Here is a 26,069-nt window from a genome sequence, read left to right as displayed (position 1 = left end):
GCTGGGCGCCGCCCCGGTCGTGTCCGTCCTGTCGCGCAGGCGGACGTTCAGGCGTCGTCGTCCTCGTCCTCGTCCGAGTCGTCCTCGTCGCGCGCATCGGCGGTGTCGCCGGCCGCGGCGGGGTTGGCGGTGTCCTCGGCAATCTCGCTCAGCGTGTCGTCGGCGGCCTCCTCCTGCTCGAGGATCTCTTCGAGCAGGCTCGCCACCTCGTCATGGCCCAGCAGCTCGGCATAGGCGCGCAGGCTGCCGTAGCGGGCGATCTCGTAGTGCTCGACCGCCTGGCAGGAAAAGATGATCGCCGCATCGCCCGAGGGCGTGCCGCCGAAATCCGACAGCAGCGAATCGCCTTCCTTGAGGATGCCCTCGATGGCGTCGCATTTCTCGCCCTTGGCGGCCTGGCCCATCGCCTCGAAGGCGGATTCGAGCTTAGTGATCTGCTCGCCGGTCTCGGCGAGGTGGTTCTCGAGTGCGTCGCGCAGCGCCTCGTCCGAGGCCGCCTCGATCATCTTCGGCAGCGCCTTCTGGATCTTGCCTTCGGCGTAATACATGTCCTTGAGGCCGTGGATCAGCAGGTCCTCGAGACCTTTCTGTTTGGTTGCCATCGTTTCTCTCCGTCCGTGGGGTGGGCGCCGGGCAGCGGGCGCACCGGGGAACACGGACCCGGACCGGTTGGTTGCGCCGACAAGCAAATGACGACGCCCTTTTTCGCCCCGACGCGCGCGCCGGGTCACCAGTGGCGCGGAAAGCAGCAGGGCGATGCCGCGGCGCGGCGTCACGGGGGCGGGCGCGGGCCGGTTCGGGGTTGCAGAAAGCTGCGGAAACGGGCACTCAGGCGCAACATTGCTGCGTCTGCATCCATGAAAGGTCGTCCCATGTCGCGCCCCTACCGCTCGGTCCTCTACATCCCCGGCTCGAACGCGCGGGCGCTGGAGAAGGCCCGCGGGCTGGCCGCCGACGCGATCATCTTCGACCTCGAGGATGCCGTCGCCCCGGCCGAAAAGCCCGCCGCCCGCGCCACGCTCAAGGCGGCGCTGGCCGAGGACTACGGCCCCCGCGCGCGGATCGTGCGGATCAACGGGCTCGACACCGAATGGGGGCGCGAGGATGCCGCAGCCTTCGCCACCGGCGCCGATGCGGTGCTGGTGCCCAAGGTCTCGACCCCCGCCGACCTCGACGCGGTGGCGGCGCTGACCGGCGACACGCCGCTGTGGGCAATGATGGAAACCGCGCTCGGGATGCTCAACGCCGCCGCCATCGCCGCCCATCCCCGGCTCGAGGGGATGGTGATGGGCACCAATGACCTCGCCAAGGAACTCGGCAGTCGCAACCGGCCCGACCGGCTGGCGATGCAGACCGGGCTCGGGCTCTGCCTGCTGGCGGCCCGGGCGCATGGCCGCGTGATCGTCGACGGGGTGTTCAACGCCTTCAAGGACGAGGACGGGCTCAGGGCCGAATGCGAACAGGGCCGCGACATGGGCTTTGACGGCAAGACCCTGATCCACCCCGCCCAGCTCGAGATCGCCAACGCCGCCTTTGCCCCCGCCGAGGAAGAGGTGGCGCTCGCCCGCCGCCAGATCGAGGCGTTCAAGGCCGCGCTCGCCGAGGGCAAGGCCGTGGCCGTGGTGGACGGGCGGATCGTCGAGAACCTGCACGTCGAGACGGCGAAGAAGACCCTCGCCCGGGCCGAGGCGATTGCGGCGATGGCCGGCTGAGGGCAGGGTGCCCCCGACCTGCGCGCGAAACCACACGAGAAAGAGGTGAACGATGGTCCTGCTGGTTCTGGGCGTCCTGCTGTGGTCCTTTGCCCATCTCGCCAAGCGCGTGTTCCCGGGCTTCCACCGCGCCATGGGCGGGTCGGAAAAGCCGATGGTGGCGGGGATGCTGGTCCTGTCCATCGTGCTGATGGTGATCGGCTACCGCGCCGCCGACCAGGTGATCTGGTGGGCCGCGACGCCGATGCTCAAGGGCATCAATAACCTGCTGGTGCTGGTGGCATTCTACCTGTTCGCGGCCTCGGGGGCCAAGTCGAGGCTTGGGGTGCGGATGCGGCACCCGCAGCTCATCGGCTTTTCGCTCTGGGCGGTCGCGCATCTGCTGACCAACGGCGACCTGCCGTCGATGGTGCTGTTCGGCGGGCTGCTGGTCTGGGCGCTGGTCGAGATCGTCATCATCAACCGCACCGCGCCGCACTGGACACCGCCCGCCCACCCCATCCCGATCCGCAAGGAGTGGACGACCGCCGCCGCAACGCTGGTCGTCTACCTGGTCGTCGGCCTCATCCACGGCTGGATCGGCCCCAACCCGTTCGGAGCCTGAGATGCCCGTGATCTACCGCCTGCTGACCGAGGACGACACCGCCGCCTTCTGCCACAAGGTCAGCCTCGCGCTCAGCCGCGGCTGGGTGCTGCACGGCTCACCCAGCATCGCGTTCGACAGCGCGCGCGGCGTGATGCGCTGTGCGCAGGCCGTGACCAAGGAGGTCGCGGCCGACTATACCCCCGACATGAAACTGGGCGAGCAATGACGACCAAGACCAATCCCGGCCGCTTCTTCGAGGACTACCGCGTGGGCGAGGTGATCCGCCACGCGGTCCCCCGCACCATCGCCGAGGGCGAGCGGGCGCTTTACCACGCGCTCTATCCGGCGCGGGGGGCGCTCTACTCCTCGGACATGTTCGCGGCCGACTGTGGGCTCGAGGGCAGCCCGCTCGACGATCTGATCGTGTTCCACACGGTCTTCGGCAAGACCGTGCCCGACATCAGCCTGAACGCGGTGGCGAACCTCGGCTATGCCGAGGGGCGCTGGCTGAAGCCGGTCTATGCCGGCGACACGCTCAGGGCGGAATCCGAGGTGATCGGTCTTCGGCCGAACTCGAACGGCACCTCGGGCGTCGTCTGGGTGCGGACCACGGGCTATGACCAGACCGACCAGCCGGTGCTGAGCTATGTGCGCTGGGTCATGGTCCGCAAGCGCGACAATGCCGCCCCGGCGTGCGAGACCGTGGTGCCCGACCTCGCCGCCGTGGTGGACCCCGGCGCGCTGGTGATCCCCGAGGGGCTGAGCTTCGAGGGCTACGACTTCACCCTCGCCGGTGAGCCGCACCGCTGGGGCGACTATGCCGTGGGCGAGGTCATCGACCACGTCGATGCGGTCACGGTTGAAGAGGCAGAGCACATGCTCGCCACCCGTCTCTGGCAGAACACCGCCAAGGTGCATTTCGACGCCACCTTCCGCGAGGACGGACGCCGGCTGATCTATGGCGGGCACGTCATCAGCTTGGCGCGGGCGCTCAGCTTCAACGGGCTGGCCAACGCGCAGATGATCGTGGCGCTGAACGGCGGCGCGCACGCGAACCCGTGCTTTGCCGGCGACACGGTGCGGGCCTGGTCCGAGGTGCTCGACCGCGCCGAGACCTCGGTGCCCGGCGTCGGCGCGCTGCGGCTGAGGCTGGTCGCGCACAAGGGCGCGCCGGGTGACAACACGCTGAAGGGGGCGGACGGGAAATACGCGCCGCACGTGCTGCTCGATCTCGATTACTGGGCGCTGATACCCCAGTGACGACGGGCGAGGCCCCCGGCCTGCACATGCCCGAGGCCGAGGCCGCGGCGGTGCGGGCCGCCTATCGGTCGGCCGACCGGATCATCGAGTACGGGACCGGCGGCTCGACGCTCTTTGCCGCGACCGAGACGCGCGCCACGATGCTCGGGATCGAGAGCGACGGGGCGTGGGTTGCGCGGCTCGAGGGCTGGCTTGACGCGGCCGGCGGCCGGCGCGAAGGCATCACGCTGCGCCACATCGACATCGGCCCGGTGCGAAGCTGGGGGATGCCGAAGGACTCGTCGGGCTTTCGGCACTATCCCGGCTACCCGCTGTCACCGTGGGTCGACCCCGCGCCGGGCCTCGATCCGGCAAGCGAACCGCCGGACCTCGTCTTCATCGACGGCCGCTTCCGGCTCGCCTGTTTCGCCGCGACGGTGCTGAACGCGACCGCCCCGCTCACGGTCCTGTGGGACGACTATGTCGACCGCACCGGTTATCACCGCGCCGAGGCACTCGCCGGCCCGCCCCAGATGATCGGCCGGATGGCAAGGTTTGCGTGGGTGCCGCGCAGCCTGACCCGGTACGAGATCAACATGGTCATCCCGTGGTTCGTGCTGCCGGGATGAGGACGCCGGGCTGGAGAGGCATCGCCGCCGGGTTGCTGCTGCTGGGTCTCGCTTTGCTCGCCGCCACCTACGCCGGGCCGCTGCACCCGCTGGGCGACTCGCTCGCGGTCGGGCGGCCGCTGCTGGCGGGGGTGCTGCTCGTCGTGGGGCTCGCGTTGCGGGGGCGGGCGGGCTGGCTTGCCGCCGGGGCAGGGGCGCTGGCGCTGGCGCCGATGCTGTGGGCGGCGCGGCCGCTGCCGGTGCCCGACGCCCCGCCGGCGCTGGTCGTCTATCAGAAGAACCTGCGCTTCACCCTCGCCGACCCGGCCCCGATCGCCGCCGACATCCGCGCGAGCGGCGCCGACGTCGCGCTGCTGCAGGAGGTAAGCGACCGCAACCTGCGCGTGGCGGCGGCGCTTGCCGACGCCTATCCGCACCAGGCCGTCTGCGCCCCCCATCCCGTGGGCGCGGTGGCGGTACTCTCGCGCTGGCCCTTCGAGGGGGGCGAGGTCTGCGACGTGGCCCCCGGCATGGTGGCGGCGCGCATCCTGTCGCCGGCCGGGCCGGTCACGGTGGTCTCGCTGCACCTGCACTGGCCGTGGCCCTTCGGCCTGCGCGGGCATCTCGAGCGGATCCTGCCGCGGCTCGCGGACTTGCCCCGGCCGGTGATCGTGGGCGGAGACTTCAACGCGGTGCCCGGCTCGCAGACCGTGCGCCGGGTGGCCGAGGCGACCGGCACACGCCGCGCCGGGCCGCTGCGGCCGTCGTTCTATCTCAAGGGGTTGCTGCCGATCACCATCGACCACGTGCTCGTCCCCGAAGGCGCCGCCGCCGCCACCGCGATGCGGCCGCTGCTCGGCTCGGACCACCGCGGGCAGCGGGCGGTTGTGCAGTTGCAGCAAGGCTTGTGATCACACGCCACGCCCGCGTGATCACAGCGGGCGCTAACATCGCGGCGCGCACGCGGAGTCTGGAAGAATTGCGTGACTCGTGCCAGAGGGGGGGCCAGAACGCCTCAACCTCACGCCAGCCGCGCGCCAGCCTGACCGGGCGCGCCGCCTTTCGTCACAGGAGCGCACATGGGTGACATTCCGCGCGGCAACCGCCCGCTTTCCCCGCATCTGAGCGTCTATCGCCTGCCGATGGCGGCGATCACCTCGATCATGACCCGCATCACCGGGCAGGTCATGCTGGCGGGGCTGCTGCTCATCGTCTGGTGGCTGGTCGCGGCCGCCGCCGGGCCGCGCGCCTTCGCGCAGGCCGACTGGGTGGTGCGGTCGTGGCTGGGGTATCTGGTGCTGCTCGGCTCGCTCTGGGCGCTGTGGTACCACTTCCTCGCCGGCATCCGGCACTTCTTCTATGACGCGGGGCTGCTGCTCAACCGGCAGGACGCCCACCAGGTCAGTTGGTTCATCATCGTCGGTTCCGTGGTGCTCACGGTCCTGACGCTCATCCTGTTCGTGTTCTGAGGGGACAGCCACCATGCGTTTCGTGACCCCCCGCAAGGCAGCCCGCGGCCTCGGCGCCGCCGGCCCCGGCTCGGCCACCGCCCATCACTGGTCGATGACCGTCAGCTCGGTCGCCCTGATGCTGCTGACGCCGGCCTTCATCTTCGTCATCGCCACCGCCATCGGCCTGCCGCACGGCGGCGTGGTGGCGTATTTCTCGCGCCCCTATCCGGCCATCGTGACGGCGCTGTTCCTGATCGTGGGGATGCTGCACTACGTCAACGGCACCCGGATCATGATCGACGACTACCTCGATCACACCGAGCGCAAGGTCGCGCTGATCGTCGCCCAGCTTCTGGGCTGGGCCGTCATCGCCGCCGCCGTCTATGCGCTGGCGCGGATGGCGTTCTCTCCCATGGTGGCGCCGGTCACCACCATCGTCGTTCACTGAAGGTCGCGCTGATGTCCGCATATCAAACCCAGATTCACGATTATGACGTGGTGGTGGTGGGCGCCGGCGGGGCGGGCTTGCGCGCCACGCTCGGCATGGCCGAGCAGGGCTTCCGCACCGCCTGCGTGACCAAGGTGTTCCCGACCCGCAGCCACACCGTGGCGGCGCAGGGCGGCATCGCCGCCTCGCTCTCGAACATGGGACCCGACAACTGGCAGTGGCACCTCTACGACACCGTCAAGGGCTCGGACTGGCTGGGCGACACCGACGCGATGGAATACCTCGCGCGTGAGGCGCCCAAGGCCGTCTATGAGCTGGAACACTACGGCGTGCCGTTCAGCCGCACCGAAGAGGGCAAGATCTACCAGCGCCCGTTCGGCGGCCACACGACCGAGTTCGGCGAGGGCCCGCCCGTGCAGCGCACCTGCGCCGCGGCCGACCGCACCGGCCACGCGATCCTGCACACGCTCTACGGCCAGAGCCTCAAGGAAAAGGCCGAGTTCTTCATCGAGTACTTCGCCCTCGACCTGATCATCACCGACGGCCGCTGCACCGGCGTCGTGTGCTGGAAGCTCGACGACGGCACCATCCACGTCTTCAACGCCAAGATGGTGGTGCTGGCGACCGGCGGCTACGGGCGCGCCTATTTCAGCGCCACCTCGGCCCACACCTGCACCGGCGACGGCGGCGGGATGGTCGCGCGCGCCGGCCTGCCGCTGCAGGACATGGAGTTCGTGCAGTTCCACCCGACCGGCATCTACGGCTCGGGCTGCCTGATCACCGAGGGCGCGCGCGGCGAGGGCGGCTATCTGACCAACTCGGAAGGCGAGCGCTTCATGGAGCGCTATGCGCCCACCTACAAGGACCTCGCCAGCCGTGACGTGGTCAGCCGCTGCATCACCATCGAGATCCGCGAAGGCCGCGGCGTGGGGGCGGGCAAGGACCACATGCACCTGAACCTGCAGCACCTGCCGCCCGAGGCGCTGCACGAGCGCCTGCCGGGGATCAGCGAAAGCGCCAAGATCTTCGCCGGCGTCGACGTGACCAAGGAGCCGATCCCGATCCTGCCCACGGTCCACTACAACATGGGCGGCATCCCGACGAACTTCTGGGGCGAGGTGCTGGCCCCCGAGCAGGGCGATCCCGACCGGGTGTTCCCGGGCCTGATGGCGGTGGGCGAGGCCGGCTGCGCCTCGGTCCACGGCGCCAACCGGCTGGGGTCGAACTCGCTCATCGACCTTGTGGTGTTCGGCCGCGCCGCGGCGATCCGCGCGGGGCAGGTGATCGATCGCGCCAGCTCGATCCCCGGCACCAACCAGGCCGAGGTGGACCGCGCGCTCGGCCGCTTCGACGCGCTGCGCCATGCCTCGGGCGGCACGCCGACCGCGGTGCTGCGCGACCGGATGCAGCGCACGATGCAGGCCGACGCGGCGGTGTTCCGCACCGACAAGACGCTGGCCGAAGGCGTCGAGAAGATGCGCGAGATCGCCGGCCAGATGGACGACCTCAAGGTCACCGACCGCAGCCTGATCTGGAACAGCGACCTGATGGAGACGCTGGAGCTGACCAACCTCATGCCCAACGCGCTAGCCACCATCGTCGCGGCCGAGGCGCGCAAGGAGAGCCGCGGCGCCCACGCGCACGAGGACTACCCCGAGCGGGATGACGCCAACTGGCGCAAGCATTCGCTTGCGTGGATCGATGGAAATGAGGTCAAACTCGCCTATCGCCCCGTCCATCTCGAGCCGCTGACGGCGCTCGAGGATGGCGGGATCGACCCCAAGAAGATTGCTCCGAAAGCGAGGGTATATTGATGCGTCTCTCCCTTCTCCCCGCGCTGGGGATGGCCGTGGCCCTGTCGGGCTGCGTGATGGCCGTGCCGGCGCCGACGGCCCCGCCGCCGGTGACGGTGACGCCCGCGCCGACTGCGCCGGTCGTGGTGACCCCGCGCCCGAACCAGCCCGTGGTCGTGACCCCGCCGGTGCGGACCGTGGACGCAGGCTCGGCCCGGCAGGTCGTCTCGGCCGAGCTGGCCCGCCGCTATCCCGGCCGCAACGTCGGGCCGATGGCCGATTGCGTGATCGCCAACGCGACGATGGCCGAGCAGTCCGAGCTGCTGGCCGGCGCCGGCACCCCGCGCGCCAACGACGCGATGGCCGCGATCGTCAAGAAGCCCGCAACCGCGCAGTGCATCGCCCGCGCCGGGGCGCTGGCCTGACCATGGGCGGCGCGCAGCGCATCGGAGCGGCGGCCCTGGGCCTGACGCTGGTGCTGGCCGGGTGCGGCCCGGTGCCGGTGCAGCAGGCCGAGCGCAACTGCCTCGACTCCGCGCGCGCCGCCAAGGGCCCGCGGGGCGAGATCAGCGTCGGCGTGGCGACCGACGGCCACCGCGTGCGGCCGCACACCGGGATCTCGCTCTCGGTGTCGTCGGATTATGTGATGGGGCGCGATCCGGCGGATGCGTTCAACCGCTGCGTGATGCGCCAGTCCGGCCAGATGCCGACCCGCCCGCTCTACGACCAGCCGGGGTGGAGGGGCTAGGCCCGATGATCCGCGCCCATCTTGCGACATTCCCGCCCCGCCGCCGCATCCTGCGGCGCGTGGTCGAGGCAATTCTGCCGCAGGTGGACCATCTGTTTGTGGTGCTCAACGAATATGACGCGGTGCCGCGCTACCTCGCGAAGGAACCACGGGTCACCGCCGTGATCCCCGACCGCGACGTGAAGGACGCGGGCAAATTCTGGTTTGCCCCCGACCCGGACGACCTGGTGTTCCTGATCGACGACGACATCGGCTATCCGCAGGATTACGTGGCCTCCACGCTGGCGCGGGTCGAGGGGCTGGACCTCGGCCGCCATGTCTTCGGCTACTTCGCACTGTTTCTTATCCACGACATCGCGTCGGGACGCCGCTATTGGGATGTGCGGCGCTTTACCGAGCAGCATGAGGTGGTAACGGGTGCCACTTGCCTCGGCACGGGCACGTTGTTCGCGCGCGGTGACTGCATCGCCCCGCTTGAGGCCGTCGAGGACAGCGCCGGCTTTGTGGATTACGGCTATGGCCACTGGCTGAACAGCAATGGCATCCTTCCGTGGGCGCTGCCGCGTGCGGAAAACTGGCTTACGAATGATCTTCCCAAGAACCTTTGGAACACCTCGCTGTTCAAGACGGTCAACCGCAAGAACCCCCCTGAAGTGCGCCGCAAGCTGGCGGCCTTTGCCGGCCAATGGCCCCATGCCAACCAGCCCTTCGACAGCTATCGCGCCGTGACGCCCTGAGGTGCGGAAGACGATGATGCTGCGCGCCCTTCTCCAAATCTGCGTCTTACAGGCTGCTGCGACCGTGCCCGCCGGGGAGGAGCCGCGATGGTGACGGCACCCCTTTCCCCCGGACCGGTCGGCGTCTCGGCGCCCACCGCAGACGCCTCGCATGGGCCCGCCTCCGTCCCTCAGGCGGCAGGCGCGCCGGCAACCGGCGCGTCGCCGACGGTGCTTTTCACCGCCGTGCGCAACGAGGCGCCGTTCCTCATCGAGTGGATCGCCTACCACAAGGTCATCGGGTTCACGCGGATCATTGTCTTCGCCAACGCCTCGGATGACGGCACCGAGGCGCTGCTCGAGGCGCTCGCCGCGGCCGGCGAGGTCGAATTTCACTTTCACACCCCCCCGAACGGGGTCTCGGCGCAGGGCAACGCGGCGCGGATTGCCAACGCGCGCGGGTTGATCCCTGACGGCGTCTGGACGATCTGGCTGGACGCGGACGAGTTCCTGAACGTGCGCGTGGGTTCAGGCATGGTCGGCGACCTGATCGACAGGATTGGTGACGCTGTCGCGCTTTTGATTAACTGGAGGGTGTTCGGCTCCGTGTGCGATCCGGACGCGCCTCTTCGCTTTATCTCGCATTCTGCCGCGCCGGCATCGCGTCGGTCGTCTCCTATTAACCATAACGTCAAGACCTTGTTTCGCTGGGGCACGCCATTTGCGGGGTTTGCAGAGCGTGGCTTGCATAGGCCGAGGGTTGCGCGCGGAAACATCTTTGACCCTGGCAAGGCGCTTTCCGGAAGCGGCAAGCCTATCCGTGATAGTGAGGTGAACCGTCGCTGGTTGTCAGGAGACGACTACTGGAAAACCTGCCTAGTGCCTGCAGATGAAGCTGGTTTCAAACTCGCCCAGATCAACCATTACTGCGTCCGTTCGCCCGAGCACTTCCTGCTCAAGCGTCGCCGGGGCGACGGGGCCGACCGTTTCTCGCCGGCCGGTCAGCTTCGCTGGCGGCAGACCAATCAGTTCTATCGCCGCTACAACCGCAACGACGTCGAGGAAACCTCGATCCTGCGCCACGAGGCAGCGACCACCGCCGAGATGGCCCGGCTGCGCGCGCTGCCCGGTGTTGCCGAGGCCGAGGCCGAAGCCCTCCATCGCACCGCCGCGATGATCGCCGCCATCCCGCCCGAAGAATTCGCCGCACTCACCGGCGAACCCCTCCCCGAGGCCGCCGTGCCTCGTTCCGCCACCTGAAAGGAAGCCCCATGGTCCAGCTGACCCTGCCCAAGAACAGCCGCATCAAGGTCGGCAAGACGTGGCCCAAGCCCGAGGGCGCGACCCGGCTGCGCCGCTTCAACATCTACCGCTACGACCCTGACTCGGGCGAGAACCCGCGGCTCGACACCTACTGGATCGACCTCGACAAATGCGGGCCGATGGTTCTCGATGCGCTGATCAAGATCAAGAACGAGATCGACCCGACCCTGACCTTCCGCCGCTCGTGCCGCGAGGGGATCTGTGGGTCCTGCGCGATGAACATCGACGGCGGCAACCACCTCGCCTGCATCTACGGCATGGACGAGATCGCGGGCGACGTGAACATCTACCCGCTGCCGCACATGGCGGTGGTCAAGGACCTGATCCCGGACCTGACGCATTTCTACGCCCAGCACGCCGCGGTGCACCCCTATCTGATGACCGACACGCCCGCCCCCAACAAGGAGTGGCGGCAGTCGATCGAGGACCGCAAGAAGCTCGACGGGCTCTACGAGTGCATCCTCTGCGCCTCGTGCTCGACCGCCTGCCCGAGCTACTGGTGGAACGCCGACCGTTTCATGGGTCCGGCGGCGCTGCTGACCGCCTATCGCTGGATCATCGACTCGCGCGACGAGGCGACGGGGCAGCGGCTCGACGAGCTCGAGGACCCGTTCAAGGTCTATCGCTGCCACACGATCATGAACTGCACCAATACGTGCCCGAAGGGGCTGAATCCCGCGAAGGCGATCGCCGAGATCAAGCACCTGATGGTCGATCGCATGGTCTGACCGGACCCTCAGCGCACCGCCTCGCGGCCGCCCCCGGAGACCCGGCGGGCGGCCGTTCCCTGTCCGCCCTGCCGAAAGGGACAGGGGTGACGCTGCGTCTGCACTCTCGTTTTTGCCGCAGCGCGGCATTATCTTGGCCGTGGGGAGACTGGTATTCTTGCAACGGACCACGCCCATGACCCGCCCGACCTTCGACCAAGACTTCGCCGACCGCCCCGACTCGATGATGGACCTGCTGGCCGACCACGCCATCAAGGCCGCGCCGGTGGCCCAGCCCGCGCCCGTGCGCCATCTGCCGAACCGCCGCGCGTTGGCGGTGCTGGACCAGATGTACGCCTATCACGATCAGGAGCCGCTGACCGACGTCGTGGACTTCGGCTACGACGACGCCGCGGCCTGATCTTCCGATCAGCCGACAGGACCGGGCGGGGCAGGGCAACCTGTCCCGCCCTTTGCCATTCCAGCGGTCAGTCGTCGGACAGGCCCGCGGCCAGCTCCGCGGCGAGGAAGCGCTCGAAGTCGTCGAGGTCCACCGGGTCGAGCTGGCCAAAGCAGCGCATCCACACCGAGGCCGCGCGCATCCCCTCGGGGTCGAGCTTGCACCAGGTGATCCGGCCCCGCCGTTCCTGCGCGATCAGCCCGGCCGCGGCCAGCGTGGCGAGATGTTTGGAAATCGCCGCGAGGCTTATGCCGAACGGGGCGGCCACGTCCGTCACCGCCATGTCATCCTCGAGCAGCATCGACAGGATCGCCCGCCGGGTCGGATCGGCGAGGGCGGCGAAGATCGCGTCAAGGTCGTAGCGGGGGGCCATCGCGTCCAGATTCAACGTTTCGGTTGAATGATGGACCGCCCGCCGCGCCGCTGCAACTGCGACCAGACGCGCGCGCGTTTCTAGTTATATCAAACACTTGCGGCACCGCAGCATCCGGTTGACTCACGCGTGGCGGTTCCCTATCAGCACCTCAACTTTCGGGGAGCGTTCCGATGGCGGATCAGCCGGGCCACCACGGCCCCTCGCGCCGCGATGCGGACCGCCTTCGGGCACTGGAGGAGCGGCTCGAGCATCTCGGCCGCGACCGCCGGCCCGAGACTCCGGGCGCCGACAAGTTCCACCAGGCCAACCAGGCATGGCGCATGGTGGTCGAGCTTGTGGCGGGGCTGGTGATCGGCTTCGGCGTCGGTTACGGGCTCGACTGGCTGCTCGGCACCACGCCGATCATGCTGGTGATCTTCATTTTCCTCGGCTTTGCGGCCGGGGTCAGGACGATGCTGCGGACAGCCGCCGAGATGGGGGCGCCGCCGCCGGCCACAGGCACGAGGGCACCGGACGAGGGTCCGGACGAGGACGAAAGGGACTGAGCGTGGCGACAGAAGCGCATGGCGAAACCACCGGGCTGGTCTTTCACCCGATGGACCAGTTCATCGTCCGGCCGCTGTTCGGTGACGGGCCGGTGCACTGGTACACCCCCACCAACGTGACCCTGTGGCTGATGCTGGCGGTGCTGGTGATCTGGGTGCTGTTCGTCGCGGGCACCTCGGGGCGGGCGCTGATCCCGACCCGCGTGCAGTCGATGGCCGAGCTGACCTACGGCATGGTCCACAAGATGGTCGAGGACGTGACCGGCAAGGACGGGCTGAAGTACTTCCCGTATGTCTTCACGCTGTTCTGCTTCATCCTCTTCGCCAACCTGCTGGGCCTGCTGCCCAAGTCGTTCTCGACCACCTCGCACATCGCGGTGACGGCGGTGCTGGCGCTGTTCGTGTTCCTCGGCGTGACGATCCTCGGCTTCGTCAAGAACGGCGCGCATTTCCTCGAACTGTTCTGGGTCAAGTCGGCGCCGCTTGCGCTGCGCCCGGTGCTGGCGATCATCGAGCTGATCTCGTACTTCGTCCGCCCCGTCAGCCACTCGATCCGACTTGCGGGCAACATCATGGCCGGCCACGCCGTGATCAAGGTGTTCGCCGCCTTCGCCGCGGTCCTCGCGATCGCCCCGATCTCGATCCTCGCCATCGTGGGGATGTACGGGCTCGAGGTGCTGGTCTGCGTGATCCAGGCCTATGTCTTCACCATCCTGACCTGCGTGTACCTCAAGGACGCGCTGCACCCGGCGCACTGACGCCGGCGGGACAACCCCTCCACCCTTTCCAAAGCCTCAAGGAGCATACCATGGAAAACGTCGCCACCTACGCCGAACTGGGCAAATACCTGGGCGCGGGCCTCGCCTGCATCGGCATGGCGGGCGCCGCGATGGGCGTGGGCAACGTCGCCGGCAACTACCTGTCGGGCGCGCTGCGCAACCCCTCGGCCGCTGCCTCGCAGACCGCCACGCTGTTCATCGGCATGGCCTTTGCGGAAGCGCTGGGCATCTTCTCGTTCCTGGTCGCCCTGCTGCTGCTGTTCGCAGCCTGATCCCGGCACGACTCCTTGCTTTTGGGTGGGGGCATTGACCCCCACCCGATTGCCAACCGCTCGGCCAGGGACAGGACATGATCAGCCTTTTGCAGCAGACCGCCCCCGCCGCGGTCGGACAGACCACCACGACGATCACCGTCCCGCTCGGTGACGCGACGCCTTCCGCCACCGCGCCCGCGGTGACGACCACCCCTGCGCCGGCCGTCACCGTGACGCCTGCGCCGGACGCCATTCCCCCTGCGGCGGCGGCCTCGCCCGCGGCGCAGACCCACGCGACCGACGCCATCGTGGTGCCGAACGCGACCGGTGCCGAGCACGCGCCGGCCGTGGCCCAGCCGGGCGCCGGTCACCTGCCGGTCGCCCCGGCCGAGGTCGTGACCACCCCCGGTGGCCACACCGCGGTCGTGACCCACGCCGTCCCCGGCACTGACGCGGCCCATGCGGTCGGCGCGGGCGGGCATGACGCGGCCGCCTCGGCCGGGATGCCGCAGCTCGACTTTGCGACCTTCGGCAACCAGATCTTCTGGCTGCTCGTCGCGCTGGTTCTGATCTACCTGATCCTGTCGCGCGTCGCGATCCCGCGGATCGGGCGCATCATCGGCGACCGTCAGGGGCTGATGAACGCCGATCTCGCCGCGGCCGAGGACTTCAAGCGCAAGGCCCGCGACGCCGAGGCCGCCTATGACAAGGCGCTGGCCGACGCCCGTGCCGAGGCCGGCAAGATCGTCGCCGCCAACAAGGCCGAGATCGACGCCGAGCTCAAGGCCGCCATCGCCAAGGCCGACGCCGAGATTTCGGCCCGCACCGTCGAATCCGAGCGTCGCATCGGCGAGATCCGCCAGTCCGCCGCCAACGACGCCCGCAGCGTCGCCCAGGACGTGGCGGCCGAGCTGGTCCGTGCCTTCGGCGCCACCCCGGACACCGCCGCGGTCAACGCCGCCGTGGACGCCCGCATCAACGGAGCCGTGCAATGATCGCCCGTATCGCTATGGCCGCCGCTGCCGCCGCCGGGCTGAGCGCCGGTCCGGCGCTCGCCGCCTCGGGGCCGTTCTTCTCGCTGCGCAACACCGACTTCATCGTGCTGCTGGCGTTCCTCGTCTTCGTCGGCATCCTGCTCTACTTCCGGGTGCCGTCGGCGGTCGCCAAGCTGCTCGACAAGCGGGCCGAGACGATCAAGGCCGACATCGCCGAGGCGCGTCGCCTGCGCGACGAGGCCCAGGACATCTACGCCGGCTACGAGCGTCGCCAGCGTGAGGTGAAGGGCCAGGCCGCGGACATCGTGGCCAACGCAAAGCGCGAGGCGATGGCGCAGGCCGAAAAGGCCAAGCTGGACCTGCAGCGCTCGATCGAGCGTCGGCTCGCCGCCGCGCAGGACCAGATCGCCTCGGCCGAGAACGACGCCGTGCGCGCCGTCCGCGACCGTGCCGTGCAGGTGGCCGTGGCTGCGGCGACCGACATCCTCGGCCGGCAGATGGGGGCGCAGGATCGCGCCGCCGGGATCGACCGGGCCATCGACGACGTGGCGCGTCACCTGAACTGACCGCCGAGACCGATCCGATCGCCGTCAAGAGCGAGGGACAGAGAAAACCCCCGGTGTCGCGACCGGGGGTTTTCCTTTGTCATGTTGGCGCCCGGATCAGTTCGGGCGGATGACGATCTCGACCCGGCGGTTCTGCGCCCGGCCCGCGGTGGTGTCGTTCGACGCGACCGGCTGGGTCTGGCCCATGCCGACGGTGGCGATCCGGCCCGCGGCGACGCCGCCGGCGGTCAGGATGCCCGCCACCGACTGGGCGCGGCGCTGCGACAGCTGCATGTTGTAGGCCGCGCGGCCGGTCGAGTCGGTGTGGCCGATGACCCGCACGGTCGAGTTGGGGTACTGCTGCAGGTTCCGCGCCAGCGCATAGAGGTCGTTCTGCGCCGGGCCCGAGACGGCGGCGCTGTCGGTGGCGAACAGCACGCCCTCGGGCAGGGTGACGTTCAGCGTCTGCCCGGTGTTGACGACCTGCACGCCCGGCGTGGTCATGGTGCCCTGCAGCGCGCGGGCCTGCGCGTCGAGCGCCGAGCCGACGAGGCCGCCCGCTGCACCGCCGACGATGGCGCCCTTGATGATGTCGCTGCTACGGTTGTTCTTGTCGTCGTCCCGAACCGCGCCGTACAGCGCGCCGGCGGCGGCCCCGGCGAGCACGCCCTGCTGGGCGCGGTTCATCTGGGTCGGCTGCCCGTAGGGGTCGGTGGCGCAGCCCGCCAGCGCGGTCAGCGCGGCAGTGGCGGCGATCAGGGTCACGCGAACAGTCATGTCCTATCCTTTCGCTGTTTGGCCGTGGCAGAGCCCGGGCGCAGGACGCACCCCGGCACCGGTCAGCCGAGAAACGGGGGGTGTATCGCGCCGGTTCCATCATGGCGCAAGGCCGCGGGCCGGAAGTCCCTGACCTGTCGTCCAAAATCCACCACGCCCGCGCGAGGGGGCGTGATCGCGGGTGTGACCTGCAGGGCTCCGCCCGCGGCACGGCGCTTGCGTCCTGAGCGCGACCGCGGCATCACCGCGGGCATGGCTCTCGATCCCGCCCGATCCCGCCGCGGCGCGGCCCGGCACGCGCCCACCGGGCGGCTGCCCGCGCCGCTGCCCTATGCCCGGCAGGTCGAGGTCTTCGCCCGGTTTGCGGCCGCGAACCCGGACCCGGTGACCGAACTCGATTATACCGACGCCTTCACCCTGCTGATCGCCGTGGCGCTGTCGGCGCAGGCGACGGATGCGGGGGTGAACAAGGCGACGCCCGGCCTGTTCGCCGCCGCGCCAACGCCGCAGGCGATGGTGGCGCTGGGGGTCGAGGGGGTCGAGGCGCAGATCCGCACCATCGGCCTCTACCGGCAGAAGGCGCGCAATGCCGTCGCCCTCTCGCAGCTGCTGATCGAGCGGCACGGGGGCGAGGTGCCCTCGTCCCGCGCGGCGCTGATGGCGCTGCCGGGGGTGGGGCGCAAGACCGCCAACGTGGTGCTGAACTGCATCTGGGGCCTGCCCGCGCAGGCGGTGGACACGCATATCTTCCGCGTCTCGAACCGCACCCATATCGCGCCGGGCCGCGACGAGGCCGAGGTCGAGCGCGCGATCGAGGACAACGTGCCCGCCCCCTACCAGCAGAGCGCCCACCACTGGCTGATCCTGCACGGGCGCCACATCTGCCAGGCCCGGCGGCCGCGCTGCACGATCTGCCCGATCGCCGATCTCTGCCCCTACGAGCCCAAGACCACCGACCCCGCGTGAGCCCTTGCCGGGCCCCGCGATCCCCGGTTTAAGCGCGGCCAGCAACGCGAAAGGACAGCGCATGGCCTATCAGGTGATCGGTATCGGCAACGCCATCATGGACGTGATCGCCTCCACCACGGACGCCGAACTGGCCGAGCTCGGGGTGCAGAAGGGGATCATGCAGCTCATCGACCGCGACCGCGCCGAGGCGCTGATGGCGGCGCGCGAGGGCGCGGCGGCACGCTCGCGCCTGATCCCCGGCGGCTCGGTCGCCAACACGCTGGCCGGGCTGGGGCGGATGGGGCTGGCCACGGCCTTCATCGGCCGGGTCGCGGACGACGCGCTGGGGCAGGCCTATGCGCATGAGATGGCGGCAGACGGCACCGACTTCGTGAACCCGCCGCGCAACGCGGGCGGCGCGGACGAGGAGGGGCTGCCGACCTCGCGCTCGATCATCTGCGTGACGCCGGACGGCGAGCGGTCGATGAACACCTATCTCGGCATCTCGGCCGATCTGGGGCCGGCGGATGTCGATCCGACGCTCTTCGCCGGCGGGACGTGGCTCTTTCTGGAGGGCTATCTCTTCGACAAGGACCAGGGCAAGGCGGCGTTCCTCAAGGCCGCCGAGGCCTGCCACGCGGCCGGCGGCAAGGCCGGGATCGCGCTCTCGGACCCGTTCTGCGTCGATCGCCACCGCGACGACTTCCGCCGCCTCGTCGCCGGCCCGATGGATTACGTCATCGGCAATGTCCACGAATGGCAGGCGCTCCACCAGACCGACGACCTCGAGCGGGCGCTGGCCGAGGCCGCGGCGGTCTGCGAGACGGTGGTGTGCACCCGCTCGGGCGAGGATGCGATCCTGATCCGCGGGGGTGAGCGGGTGATGGCGCCGGTCCACCGGGTCACGCCGGTCGATGCGACCGGGGCAGGGGACCAGTTCGCCGCCGGGCTGATCTACGGGCTGGTGACCGGCCGCCCGCTGGCCAAGGCGGGTCGGATGGGCTGCATCGCCGCCGCCGAGGTCATCACCCATGTCGGCGCCCGCCCCGAGGCCGATGTGCGCGCGCTCTTCGCCGCCGAGGGGCTGGGCTGACGCCGCGCCACCGGGGGCTTCGCGCCCCCGGACCCCCGCGGGATAGTTGGGTCCAGCCCGAGGGGGAGTTGCTCCGCGGGACGCTTCGGGCGCCGCAACAAGCCGCGAACTCATCGAGCCGAAATGACGACACCGCCGCGAGGGGCCCTCGCGGCGGTGTTCTCTCTTGTCAAAATATCCCCGCCGGAGGCAGGCCGGGCGGTCGCGCCCGGCCTTCCGCGGCTCAGGCCGCGGCCTTGGCCTTGGGTCCGAAGCGGCCGTAGAAGGTCTCGCCCTTTTTGGCCATCTCGCGCAGCAGCGGCGGGGTGGCGAAGCGCTCGCCATGCGCCTCGGTCAGCTGGTCGGCAATCGCGGCCGCCCGCTCGGCGCCCAGCATGTCCAGCCAGCCGAACGGCCCGCCCGACCACGGCGCGAAGCCCCAGCCCAGGATGGCGCCGACGTCGCCCTCGCGGATGTCCTCGAGCACGCCCGCCTCGAGCGCGCGGACCGCCTCGAGCGCCTGCGCGAACATCAGCCGGTGCTGGACCTCGGTCAGCTCGGGCTGGTCGTCCGACTGCGGCCACTGCTGGCCCAGCTCGTCCCACAGGCCCTGGCGCTTGCCGGCCTCGTCATAGGCGTAGAAGCCGGCGTTGGCCTTCTTGCCCATGCGGCCCTTGTCGGCCATGGCGAAGATCACCTCGTCCACGGCGTCGTCGGGATAGGCGTCGCCCATCGCCGCGCGGGTCGCCTTGGCGATCTTCACCCCGAGGTCGATAGACGTTTCGTCGACGAGCTGCAGCGGGCCGAGCGGCATCCCCATCATCTTGGCGGCATTCTCGATCAGCGTCGGGTTCACCCCCTCGCCGACCATGCGGATGCCCTCGTTGATGTAGGGGATGATGCAGCGGTTGGCGTAGAAGAACCGCGCGTCGTTGACCACGATCGGGGTCTTGCGGATCTGGCGCACGAAGTCGAGCGCCTTGGCCACCGCGCGCGGCCCGGTCTGGGCGCCCTTGATGATCTCGACCAGCATCATCTTGTCCACCGGCGAGAAGAAGTGGATGCCGATGAACTGCTCGGGGCGGGTGCTGGCCTTGGCCAGCTCGCCGATCGGCAGGGTCGAGGTGTTGGTGGCGAAGATCGCGGTCTGCGGGATCACCGCCTCGGCCTTCTTGGTGACGTCGGCCTTGACGCCGACGTCCTCGAACACCGCCTCCACGATCAGGTCGCATCCCTCGAGCGCGGCATAGTCGGTCGTCGCGGTGATCCGGCCCAGCACCTCGGCCTTCTTCTCCTCGGTCGACTTCTTGCGGCTGATCGCCTTGTCGAGGAGGCCGGTCGAGTAGGCCTTGCCCTTGTCGGCGGCCTCCTGCTTGGCGTCGATCAGGACGACCTCGATCCCGGCCATGGCCGAGACATAGGCGATGCCCGCGCCCATCATGCCGGCGCCGAGGATGCCGACCTTTTTCACCTTCTCGTCCGGGACGTCAGGACGGTTCGCGCCCTTCTCGAGCGCTTCCTTGTTGATGAAGAGCGAGCGGATCATGTTCCCCGACGAGGGGTTCATCAGCACGTTGGTAAACCAGCGCGCCTCGATCTTGAGCGCGGTGTCGAACGGGACCTGCGCGCCCTCGTAGACCGCCGAGAGCAGCGCCTTGGCGGCCGGATAGACGCCCAGGGTCTTGCCGTGCACCATCGCCGAGGCACCGACGAAGGTCATGAAGCCCGCCGGGTGATAGGGGGTGCCGCCGGGCATCTTGTAGCCCTTGGCGTCCCACGGCTTGACGATGTCGGCGTCGGTGGCCTTGAGCACCCACTCCTTCGCCGCGGCGACCGGGTCGGCCACTACCTCGTCGATGATCCCGGCGGCCTTGGCCTTGGCCGGGTCGTTCAGCTTGCCTTCCAGCAGCAGCGGCGCGGCCTGCATGGCGCCGAGCTTGCGCACAAGGCGCGTGGTGCCGCCGGCGCCGGGGAAGATGCCGACCATGATCTCGGGCAGGCCGATCTTGGCCTTGGGGTTGTCGGCCGCGAAGATGCGGTGGGTCGAGAGCGGCAGCTCAAGCCCGATCCCCAGCGCGGTGCCGGGCAGGGCGGCGGCGATCGGCTTGCCACCCTTGAGCGTCTTGGGGTCCATGCCCGCGCGCTCGATCTTCCGCAGCACGGCGTGCAGCTGCATCACGAGGTCGAACACCGCCTGGGCGCCGCCGGCGTCCTTCATCGCGCCGATGACGTTGAGGTCCATCCCGGCCGCGAAGTCGGGCTTGCCCGAGGTGATGACGACGCCCTTGACGGCGTCGTCGGCCAGCGCCTGGTCGACCAGCCCGTCGAGCTCGCGGATGCCCGCCTCGCTGAGGACGTTCATCGACTTGCCGGGCACGTCCCAGGTGATGATGGCGACGCCGTCGGCGTCGGTCTTCATGGTGAAATCGGTCATGGTGTCACACCCGCTCGATGATGGTGGCCGCGCCCATGCCGGACGCGATGCAAAGGGTGGCGAGGCCGGTCGAGAGATCGCGGCGCTCGAGCTCATCGAGCAGCGTGCCGATGATGATCGCGCCGGTGGCGCCCAGCGGGTGACCCAGCGCCATCGCGCCGCCGTTCACGTTCACCTTGTCGGGCGACACCTGGAACGCCTGCATGAAGCGCAGGACGACCGCGGCGAAGGCCTCGTTGACCTCGAAGAGGTCGATGTCGCCGATCGACATGCCCGAGTCCTTGAGGATCTTTTCGGTCACCGGCACCGGGCCGGTCAGCATGATCGTCGGGTCGGTGCCGATCTTGGCGGTGGCGCGGATGCGGGCGCGGGGCTTGAGGCCCATCGCCTCGCCCCATTCCTTCGAGCCGATCAGCACGGCGGCGGCGCCGTCCACGATCCCCGACGAGTTGCCCGCGTGATGGATGTGGTTGATGTGGTCGAGATGCGGGTATTTCAGCATCGCCACCTTGTCGAAGCCCGGCATCACCTCGCCCATGTCCTTGAAGCTGGGCTTGAGCTTGGCGAGGTCCTCGACCGTGGTGCCGGGGCGCATGTATTCGTCGCGGTCGAGGATGGTCAGGCCGTTCTGGTCCTTGACCGGCACGATGGACTTGGCGAACCGGCCCTCGGCCCAGGCCTCGGCGGCGCGGCGCTGGGATTCGACGGCCAGCGCGTCGGCCTCCTCGCGGGTGAAGCCGTATTCGGTGGCGATGATGTCGGCCGAGATGCCCTGCGGGACGAAATAGGTCTTCATCGCGAGGCTCGGGTCGACCGCGATCGCGGCCCCGTCCGAGCCCATGGCGACGCGGCCCATCATCTCGACGCCGCCGGCGATGTAGGCCTGGCCCGCGCCCGCCTTGACCTGGTTGGCGGCGAGGTTCACCGCCTCCATGCCGCTCGCGCAGAAGCGGTTGATCGACAGGCCGGGGATCGACTCGTCGAGGTCCGACAGCAGCACGGCCGAGCGGGCGAGGCAGCCGCCCTGTTCCATCACCTGGGTGACGTTGCCCCAGATCACGTCCTCGACGGCATGGCCCTCGAGGCCGTTGCGTTCCTTGACGGCGTCGAGAAGGCGCGCCGAGAGCGCCAGCGAGGTGACTTCGTGCAGGCTGCCGTCGGGGCGGCCCTTGCCGCGCGGGGTGCGGGCGGCGTCAAAGATATAGGCTTCGGTCATGAGTCCTCCTGGGGTCCTCCTGGAATGCGCGCGGGTGGCCGGCGCGTCGGATCGGTGGGGTCGGCCGGACCGGGGGCTTCGCGCCCCCGGACCCCCGCGGGATATTTCTGCAAGAGAGAATGGGGCGAGTTAACCCGATCTCAACCTCTCGCTGCGAGCCTGACGTGGCGGTACAGGCTGGGAAGCCGATGACCGCCAAGGGAGAAAGCCCCCGGTCCCGCCACTGATGCCGATGGCCGCGCGGGGCCGGGGGCCGCAACCGGCCGCAGGCGCAACGGGGCCGCCGTGCCTTGCCGCACGGCGGGGGTCTGTCCTGCCCGAATATCTCCGCCGGAGGCATCCGGCCGGCGGGGCAGGCGCGGCGCGCCGGGCAGGGCGCGCCGCTGGCGCATCAGAACTGGTCCGCCGTCAGCGCCATGACCGGGTCGGCGCCGGTCTCGATCCGCGCGAGGTGGGTCGCGGTCATCGGCAGCTGCCGCTTCATGTAGTAGCGGCCGGTGGCGAGCTTGGTGTTCAGGAAGTCGGCGTCGCCGGTCCCCTCGGTCAACGCCTTCTGCGCCGCGACCGCCATCCGCGCCCACATGTAGCCCAGCACCGTGTGGCCGAAGAGGTGCATGAAGTCGTACGAGCCCGCCAGCGCGTGGTTGGGGTTCTTCATCCCGTTCTGCATGAAGAACATCGCCGCCGCCTGCAGGTCCTTCGACGCCGCCTTGAGCGGGTCGAGGAAGTCGGCCTTCAGGGTCGCGTCACCCTCGTTCGCCTTGATGAAGCCCTTGAGCTCCTCGAAAAACGCCATGACGTGCTTGCCGCCGTCCTGCGCCAGCTTGCGGCCGACGAGGTCGAGCGCCTGCACCCCGTTCGCGCCTTCGTAGATCATGGTGATCCGGGCATCGCGGACGAACTGCGACATCCCGTGCTCTTCGATGTAGCCGTGGCCGCCATAGACCTGCTGGGCCTGCACGGCGCTGTCGAAGCCCTTGTCGGTCAGGAAGCCCTTGATGACCGGGGTCAAGAGCGACACGAGCCCCTCGGCCGCCGCATCGCCGTTGTGGCCGCGGTCGATCAGGTTCGCGCCCCAGAAGGTCAGCGCGCGGGCGCCTTCGAGGAAGGACTTCTGGTCCATCAGCGCACGGCGGATGTCGGGGTGCACGATCAGCGGGTCGGCCGGGCCCGAGGGATTCTCGGCGCCGGTCACGGCGCGGCCCTGCAGCCGGTCCTTCGCGTAGGCGACGGCGTTCTGATAGGCGGCCTCGGCCACCGCGTAGCCCTGCAGGCCGACGCCGACGCGGGCTTCGTTCATCATCGTGAACATCGCCCGCATCCCCTTGTGCAGGTCGCCGAGCAGCCAGCCCTTGGCCGAGTCGTAGTTCATCACGCAGGTGGCGTTGCTGTGGATGCCCATCTTGTGCTCGAGCGCGCCGACCGAGACGCCGTTGCGCTCGCCCAGCGAGCCGTCCTCGTTCACCAGGAACTTCGGCACGATGAAGAGCGAGATGCCCTTGGTGCCCTCGCCGCCGCCCGGCGCCTTGGCGAGCACGAGGTGGATGACGTTCTCGCTCAGGTCATGGTCGCCGGCCGAGATGAAGATCTTCTGCCCGGTGATCAGGTAGCTGCCGTCGTCCTGCGGCTCGGCCTTGGTGCGCAGCAGCCCGAGGTCGGTGCCGCAATGCGGCTCGGTCAGGTTCATGGTGCCGGTCCACTCGCACGACACCATCTTGGGCAGGTAGGTCTGCTTCTGGTCCTCGGTGCCGTGGGCGTGGATCGCCGAATAGGCGCCGTGGGTCAGGCCCTGGTACATGTTGAAGGCCATGTTGGCCGAGACGAAGATCTCGCCCGCCGCCACGCCCATGACGTAGGGCATCCCCTGGCCGCCATACGCGGGGTCGCAGTCGAGCCCGGTCCAGCCGCCTTCCTTCACCGCCTCGAAGGCCGCCTTGTAGCCCTCGGGGGTGCGCACGACGCCGTTCTCGAGCTTGCAGCCCTGCTGGTCGCCCGGCAGGTTCAGCGGCGCGAGCATGTCGGTGGCCAGCTGCCCCGCCGCTTCGAGGATGGCGCTGGTGAAGTCGCGGTCCAGCTCGGCATAGCCGGGCAGATCGGCGCCGGAGACCTGCAGCACGTCATGCAGCAGGAAGTCCATGTCGCGGGTGGGGGCGTTGTAAATGGTCATGGCTCGTCCTTGACGGGTTGATCGGATGAGTGCGCGCCGGATCGGGCGAGCATCTCGTCGGTGGCGCGGACCCGCGCCTCGAGGTCTTCGATGATGTCCAGCAGCTCTTCGTGCTGCAGCCGGATCTCGGCCAGGCGCCGGCGGGCGATGTCGACCGTCGCGCGCAGCTGGGCGGCGTTGTCCCCCGCGGGCTCGTAGAGATCGAGCAGCCGCCCCATCTCGTCGAGCGAAAACCCGAAGCGGCGGCCGCGCAGGATCAGCGTCAGCCGCCCGCGCTCGCGGCGCGAATACAGCCGCAGCTGGCCTTGGCGCAGGGGCGTGATGAGCTTCCGGGATTCGTAGAACCGCAGGGTCCGCGGGGTGACGCCGAACGTCTCGCACATCTGGCCGATGGTCAGAAGATCGTCGTCCCGCATCGCTGGCCCCATCCTCCCCATGCCGGTCCCGTTGCGCTCGGACTGACGTATAGGCGCGGACCCCGTCGGCCTAGAGCGGACGCTGCGTCAACCCCCGGCCCCCGCGGCGCCCCGGCCTGAGGCCCCGCGGCGGGCCGGGCCGGAGTCCGGGGCGGGTCGTCCCGGCCGCCAAAAGACAAGCCGGATCAGGGCTTTGTCAGCCCTTGTCCGGGTCGGCCTCGGGCGCGTCGCGCCCGGGTTCGTCGTCCAGCCCGGCGATGAGACGCTGCGTCTCGTCCCGAAGCGTCCTGAGGTCGGCCATCGCCGCCTCGATCTCGTCGCGCTGGGTCGCCATCGCGTCGAGCTGCCGCGTGGCCAGGTCGACCCACACCTCGTACTGCGCCCGGGTGCCCTTCTGCTGATAGATCAGCAGCCACTGGCGGATGTCCTCGAGCGAGAAGCCGAAGCGGCGGCCGCGCATGATCAGCTTCATGCGCCCGATCTCGCGCGGGCCGTACCAGCGCGCCCGGCCCTCGCGGCGGGGGCTGAGCAGCTCGATGTATTCGTAATAGCGCAACGTCCGCGGGGTGACGTCGAACATGGCGCACATATCCTTGAAACTGATGTAGGATTCGTCGTGCATCCGTGCGTCCCCGTGACCGATGAGCGAGCCTAGCGTGGCCGGCCCGCGACCTCAACCTTTCCGCTGATGCGGCGCCGGGCGCAAGCCCATGCCGCGGTGCCGCCCCCGCTTGCGGGCGGCGCCGGGACGGGGCACTGATCGCAGGACCCACGGCCCCAGGACGAGAGGACACCCGCGGACATGGAGCTTTTGCCCGACAGCGGCGGTGCCGCCGACCCGCGCGAGATGATGCAGCGCTTCCTTGACGTGGTTCCCCACGCCGAGGCGCTGGGGATGCGGGTGATCGACGCCGGTCCCGGGATGGTCGAACTCGAGATGCCCTGGCGGGCCGAGTTCGTCGGCGACCCGGCCACGGGCGTGCTGCACGGGGGCGTGGTCTCGGCGCTGATGGACACCTGCTGCGGGGGCGCGGTGCTGGTCCACCCGAACCGCCCGGCCACGACCGCCACCATCGACCTCAGGATCGACTACCTGCGCTCGGCCGCGCCGGGGCAGGCGGTGCGGACCCGCGCCGAGTGCTTCCACATGGCGCGCGCGGTCTCGTTCGTGCGCGCCGTCGCCCATGACGGCACCGACGGCCCCCCCGTCGCCACCGCCACCGGCAGCTTCACCGTCGAGTGGCAGCGATGACCGGGGACCGCAACGAGCCGCTGGCGCAGCTCAAGGCGCGCCGGGACATGGCGCTGGGCGCGCTGGTCAACGGGATGCCCTATGCCGCGTGGCTGGGCATCCGCTTCGACCGCCGCGGGGACGAGCTGACCGCGACGCTGCCCTTTGCCGAGCGGCTGATCGGCAACCCGATGCTGCCGGCGCTGCACGGCGGGGCCACCGCCGCGTTCCTCGAGACGACCGCCATCGTCGAGCTGACCTGGGCCGCGATGTGGGGCGATCTCGAGGCCGGGCGCGTCGCCCCCGACCCCGAGCGCCCCGAGACACTGCCGCGGCTGCCCAAGACCATCGACTTCAGCGTCGACTACCTGCGCTCGGGGCTGGCGCGCGACGCCTATGCCCGCGCCCGCGTGGTCCGGCAGGGGCGGCGCTATGCGAGCGTCCATGTCGAGGCGTGGCAGGACAACCGGGCGCGCCTCTTCGCGCAGGCGACCGGCCACTTCCTGATGCCGCGCGGCTGAGC

Annotated in this window: 32 protein-coding genes; 24 read left to right on the top strand and 8 right to left on the bottom strand. The window is 69.7% G+C overall.

Features of this window, described 5'->3' with window-relative positions:
- Positions 1-47: 47 nt before the first annotated feature.
- Entirely contained in the window at positions 48-602 is a 555-nt protein-coding gene (locus tag BLW17_RS08645; protein ID WP_074826432.1) for a YciE/YciF ferroxidase family protein, read from the bottom strand.
- Between the two features lie 270 nt (positions 603-872).
- On the opposite strand from BLW17_RS08645, the gene BLW17_RS08640 reads away from it, so the two are divergent.
- From BLW17_RS08640 to BLW17_RS08570, 15 genes are all read left to right on the top strand, one after another.
- Positions 873-1,712 carry an HpcH/HpaI aldolase/citrate lyase family protein gene (locus tag BLW17_RS08640; protein ID WP_036736555.1) on the top strand — a complete coding sequence of 280 codons (840 nt, stop codon included), beginning with the start codon at positions 873-875 and terminating at the stop codon, positions 1,710-1,712.
- Positions 1,713-1,764: 52 nt separating this feature from the next.
- On the top strand, positions 1,765-2,316 hold the full coding sequence (locus tag BLW17_RS08635; RefSeq protein ID WP_036736558.1) for an NnrU family protein: 552 nt from the start codon (positions 1,765-1,767) through the stop codon (positions 2,314-2,316).
- Between the two features lies 1 nt (position 2,317).
- On the top strand, positions 2,318-2,524 hold the full coding sequence (locus BLW17_RS08630; RefSeq protein WP_036709912.1) for a DUF1737 domain-containing protein: 207 nt from the start codon (positions 2,318-2,320) through the stop codon (positions 2,522-2,524).
- Complete coding sequence (locus BLW17_RS08625; RefSeq protein WP_036736560.1) at positions 2,521-3,558, top strand: MaoC family dehydratase; 1,038 nt, start codon at positions 2,521-2,523, stop codon at positions 3,556-3,558. The genes BLW17_RS08630 and BLW17_RS08625 overlap by 4 nt, the downstream gene beginning before the upstream one ends.
- Positions 3,555-4,166, top strand: a complete 612-nt coding sequence (locus BLW17_RS08620) for a hypothetical protein (protein ID WP_036736563.1) — start codon at positions 3,555-3,557, stop codon at positions 4,164-4,166. Before BLW17_RS08625 ends, BLW17_RS08620 begins: the two co-directional genes overlap by 4 nt.
- A complete protein-coding gene (locus tag BLW17_RS08615) occupies positions 4,163-5,056 on the top strand; it encodes an endonuclease/exonuclease/phosphatase family protein (RefSeq protein WP_074826429.1) in 894 nt (297 codons plus the stop codon). The genes BLW17_RS08620 and BLW17_RS08615 overlap by 4 nt, the downstream gene beginning before the upstream one ends.
- A gap of 168 nt (positions 5,057-5,224) precedes the next feature.
- Positions 5,225-5,614 (top strand): succinate dehydrogenase, cytochrome b556 subunit, encoded by a 390-nt coding sequence (sdhC, locus tag BLW17_RS08610; RefSeq protein ID WP_036707824.1) that lies wholly within the window; start codon positions 5,225-5,227, stop codon positions 5,612-5,614.
- Between the two features lie 13 nt (positions 5,615-5,627).
- Positions 5,628-6,044 (top strand): succinate dehydrogenase, hydrophobic membrane anchor protein, encoded by a 417-nt coding sequence (locus BLW17_RS08605; RefSeq protein ID WP_052174844.1) that lies wholly within the window; start codon positions 5,628-5,630, stop codon positions 6,042-6,044.
- Between the two features lie 11 nt (positions 6,045-6,055).
- On the top strand, positions 6,056-7,858 hold the full coding sequence (gene sdhA, locus BLW17_RS08600; RefSeq protein ID WP_036702142.1) for a succinate dehydrogenase flavoprotein subunit: 1,803 nt from the start codon (positions 6,056-6,058) through the stop codon (positions 7,856-7,858).
- The gene (locus BLW17_RS08595; RefSeq protein ID WP_036702140.1) at positions 7,858-8,262 is read left to right on the top strand and encodes a hypothetical protein; all 405 of its coding nucleotides are present in this window, start codon (positions 7,858-7,860) and stop codon (positions 8,260-8,262) included. The genes sdhA and BLW17_RS08595 overlap by 1 nt, the downstream gene beginning before the upstream one ends.
- Before the next feature lie 2 nt (positions 8,263-8,264).
- Positions 8,265-8,585, top strand: a complete 321-nt coding sequence (locus tag BLW17_RS08590; RefSeq protein ID WP_036733410.1) for a hypothetical protein — start codon at positions 8,265-8,267, stop codon at positions 8,583-8,585.
- A 5-nt stretch (positions 8,586-8,590) separates the two neighbouring features.
- Entirely contained in the window at positions 8,591-9,322 is a 732-nt protein-coding gene (locus BLW17_RS08585) for a hypothetical protein (protein ID WP_036733407.1), read from the top strand.
- A gap of 87 nt (positions 9,323-9,409) precedes the next feature.
- Positions 9,410-10,561 carry a glycosyltransferase family 2 protein gene (locus tag BLW17_RS08580; protein ID WP_052176372.1) on the top strand — a complete coding sequence of 384 codons (1,152 nt, stop codon included), beginning with the start codon at positions 9,410-9,412 and terminating at the stop codon, positions 10,559-10,561.
- An 11-nt stretch (positions 10,562-10,572) separates the two neighbouring features.
- Complete coding sequence (locus BLW17_RS08575; protein ID WP_036702131.1) at positions 10,573-11,352, top strand: succinate dehydrogenase iron-sulfur subunit; 780 nt, start codon at positions 10,573-10,575, stop codon at positions 11,350-11,352.
- A gap of 175 nt (positions 11,353-11,527) precedes the next feature.
- Positions 11,528-11,752 carry a hypothetical protein gene (locus BLW17_RS08570; RefSeq protein ID WP_036702128.1) on the top strand — a complete coding sequence of 75 codons (225 nt, stop codon included), beginning with the start codon at positions 11,528-11,530 and terminating at the stop codon, positions 11,750-11,752.
- 67 nt (positions 11,753-11,819) lie between these two features.
- Here BLW17_RS08570 and BLW17_RS08565 read toward each other — a convergent pair whose 3' ends face one another.
- Positions 11,820-12,164 carry an ArsR/SmtB family transcription factor gene (locus BLW17_RS08565; RefSeq protein WP_036702125.1) on the bottom strand — a complete coding sequence of 115 codons (345 nt, stop codon included), beginning with the start codon at positions 12,162-12,164 and terminating at the stop codon, positions 11,820-11,822.
- 173 nt (positions 12,165-12,337) lie between these two features.
- Here BLW17_RS08565 and BLW17_RS08560 point away from each other — a divergent pair, with 173 nt between their 5' ends.
- From BLW17_RS08560 to BLW17_RS08540, 5 genes are all read left to right on the top strand, one after another.
- Entirely contained in the window at positions 12,338-12,712 is a 375-nt protein-coding gene (locus BLW17_RS08560) for an AtpZ/AtpI family protein (protein WP_052171774.1), read from the top strand.
- 2 nt (positions 12,713-12,714) lie between these two features.
- On the top strand, positions 12,715-13,470 hold the full coding sequence (locus tag BLW17_RS08555) for a F0F1 ATP synthase subunit A (protein ID WP_036733398.1): 756 nt from the start codon (positions 12,715-12,717) through the stop codon (positions 13,468-13,470).
- Between the two features lie 50 nt (positions 13,471-13,520).
- A complete protein-coding gene (locus BLW17_RS08550; protein WP_036702121.1) occupies positions 13,521-13,763 on the top strand; it encodes a F0F1 ATP synthase subunit C in 243 nt (80 codons plus the stop codon).
- A 407-nt stretch (positions 13,764-14,170) separates the two neighbouring features.
- Positions 14,171-14,740: a F0F1 ATP synthase subunit B' gene (locus BLW17_RS18525; RefSeq protein ID WP_052171778.1), complete on the top strand. Its 570-nt coding sequence runs from the start codon at positions 14,171-14,173 to the stop codon at positions 14,738-14,740.
- Positions 14,737-15,306: a F0F1 ATP synthase subunit B gene (locus tag BLW17_RS08540; protein WP_036733395.1), complete on the top strand. Its 570-nt coding sequence runs from the start codon at positions 14,737-14,739 to the stop codon at positions 15,304-15,306. The genes BLW17_RS18525 and BLW17_RS08540 overlap by 4 nt, the downstream gene beginning before the upstream one ends.
- A 96-nt stretch (positions 15,307-15,402) precedes the next feature.
- On the opposite strand, the gene BLW17_RS08535 is transcribed toward BLW17_RS08540, so the two are convergent.
- A complete protein-coding gene (locus tag BLW17_RS08535; RefSeq protein WP_036733393.1) occupies positions 15,403-16,062 on the bottom strand; it encodes a YiaD family glycine zipper/OmpA-like lipoprotein in 660 nt (219 codons plus the stop codon).
- Between the two features lie 312 nt (positions 16,063-16,374).
- Between BLW17_RS08535 and nth the strand changes: the two genes are divergently transcribed.
- On the top strand, positions 16,375-17,028 hold the full coding sequence (gene nth, locus BLW17_RS08530; protein ID WP_036733419.1) for an endonuclease III: 654 nt from the start codon (positions 16,375-16,377) through the stop codon (positions 17,026-17,028).
- Positions 17,029-17,089: 61 nt separating this feature from the next.
- Positions 17,090-18,103 carry an adenosine kinase gene (locus BLW17_RS08525; protein ID WP_036733390.1) on the top strand — a complete coding sequence of 338 codons (1,014 nt, stop codon included), beginning with the start codon at positions 17,090-17,092 and terminating at the stop codon, positions 18,101-18,103.
- A gap of 223 nt (positions 18,104-18,326) precedes the next feature.
- Here the strand turns inward: BLW17_RS08525 and BLW17_RS08520 are convergent, their stop codons facing one another.
- From BLW17_RS08520 to BLW17_RS08500, 5 genes are all read right to left on the bottom strand, one after another.
- Positions 18,327-20,516: a 3-hydroxyacyl-CoA dehydrogenase NAD-binding domain-containing protein gene (locus BLW17_RS08520; protein ID WP_036733388.1), complete on the bottom strand. Its 2,190-nt coding sequence runs from the start codon at positions 20,514-20,516 to the stop codon at positions 18,327-18,329.
- Positions 20,517-20,520: 4 nt separating this feature from the next.
- Complete coding sequence (locus BLW17_RS08515; protein ID WP_036707816.1) at positions 20,521-21,732, bottom strand: acetyl-CoA C-acetyltransferase; 1,212 nt, start codon at positions 21,730-21,732, stop codon at positions 20,521-20,523.
- A gap of 391 nt (positions 21,733-22,123) precedes the next feature.
- On the bottom strand, positions 22,124-23,899 hold the full coding sequence (locus BLW17_RS08510) for an acyl-CoA dehydrogenase C-terminal domain-containing protein (protein WP_036733385.1): 1,776 nt from the start codon (positions 23,897-23,899) through the stop codon (positions 22,124-22,126).
- A complete protein-coding gene (locus BLW17_RS08505) occupies positions 23,896-24,315 on the bottom strand; it encodes a MerR family transcriptional regulator (protein ID WP_036707812.1) in 420 nt (139 codons plus the stop codon). The genes BLW17_RS08510 and BLW17_RS08505 overlap by 4 nt, the downstream gene beginning before the upstream one ends.
- Before the next feature lie 196 nt (positions 24,316-24,511).
- A complete protein-coding gene (locus BLW17_RS08500; protein WP_036702104.1) occupies positions 24,512-24,937 on the bottom strand; it encodes a MerR family transcriptional regulator in 426 nt (141 codons plus the stop codon).
- A gap of 180 nt (positions 24,938-25,117) precedes the next feature.
- Here BLW17_RS08500 and BLW17_RS08495 point away from each other — a divergent pair, with 180 nt between their 5' ends.
- Both BLW17_RS08495 and BLW17_RS08490 read left to right on the top strand, forming a co-directional pair.
- Positions 25,118-25,567: a PaaI family thioesterase gene (locus tag BLW17_RS08495; protein WP_036733382.1), complete on the top strand. Its 450-nt coding sequence runs from the start codon at positions 25,118-25,120 to the stop codon at positions 25,565-25,567.
- Positions 25,564-26,067 carry a PaaI family thioesterase gene (locus BLW17_RS08490; RefSeq protein ID WP_036702100.1) on the top strand — a complete coding sequence of 168 codons (504 nt, stop codon included), beginning with the start codon at positions 25,564-25,566 and terminating at the stop codon, positions 26,065-26,067. The genes BLW17_RS08495 and BLW17_RS08490 overlap by 4 nt, the downstream gene beginning before the upstream one ends.
- The last annotated feature ends 2 nt before the right edge of the window (positions 26,068-26,069 follow it).

The sequence above is a fragment of the Paracoccus sanguinis genome (genome assembly GCF_900106665.1).
Taxonomy (GTDB): domain Bacteria; phylum Pseudomonadota; class Alphaproteobacteria; order Rhodobacterales; family Rhodobacteraceae; genus Paracoccus; species Paracoccus panacisoli.
Note: the sequence above shows the minus strand (reverse complement) of the source record. Positions and strands in the feature narration are given on the sequence as shown.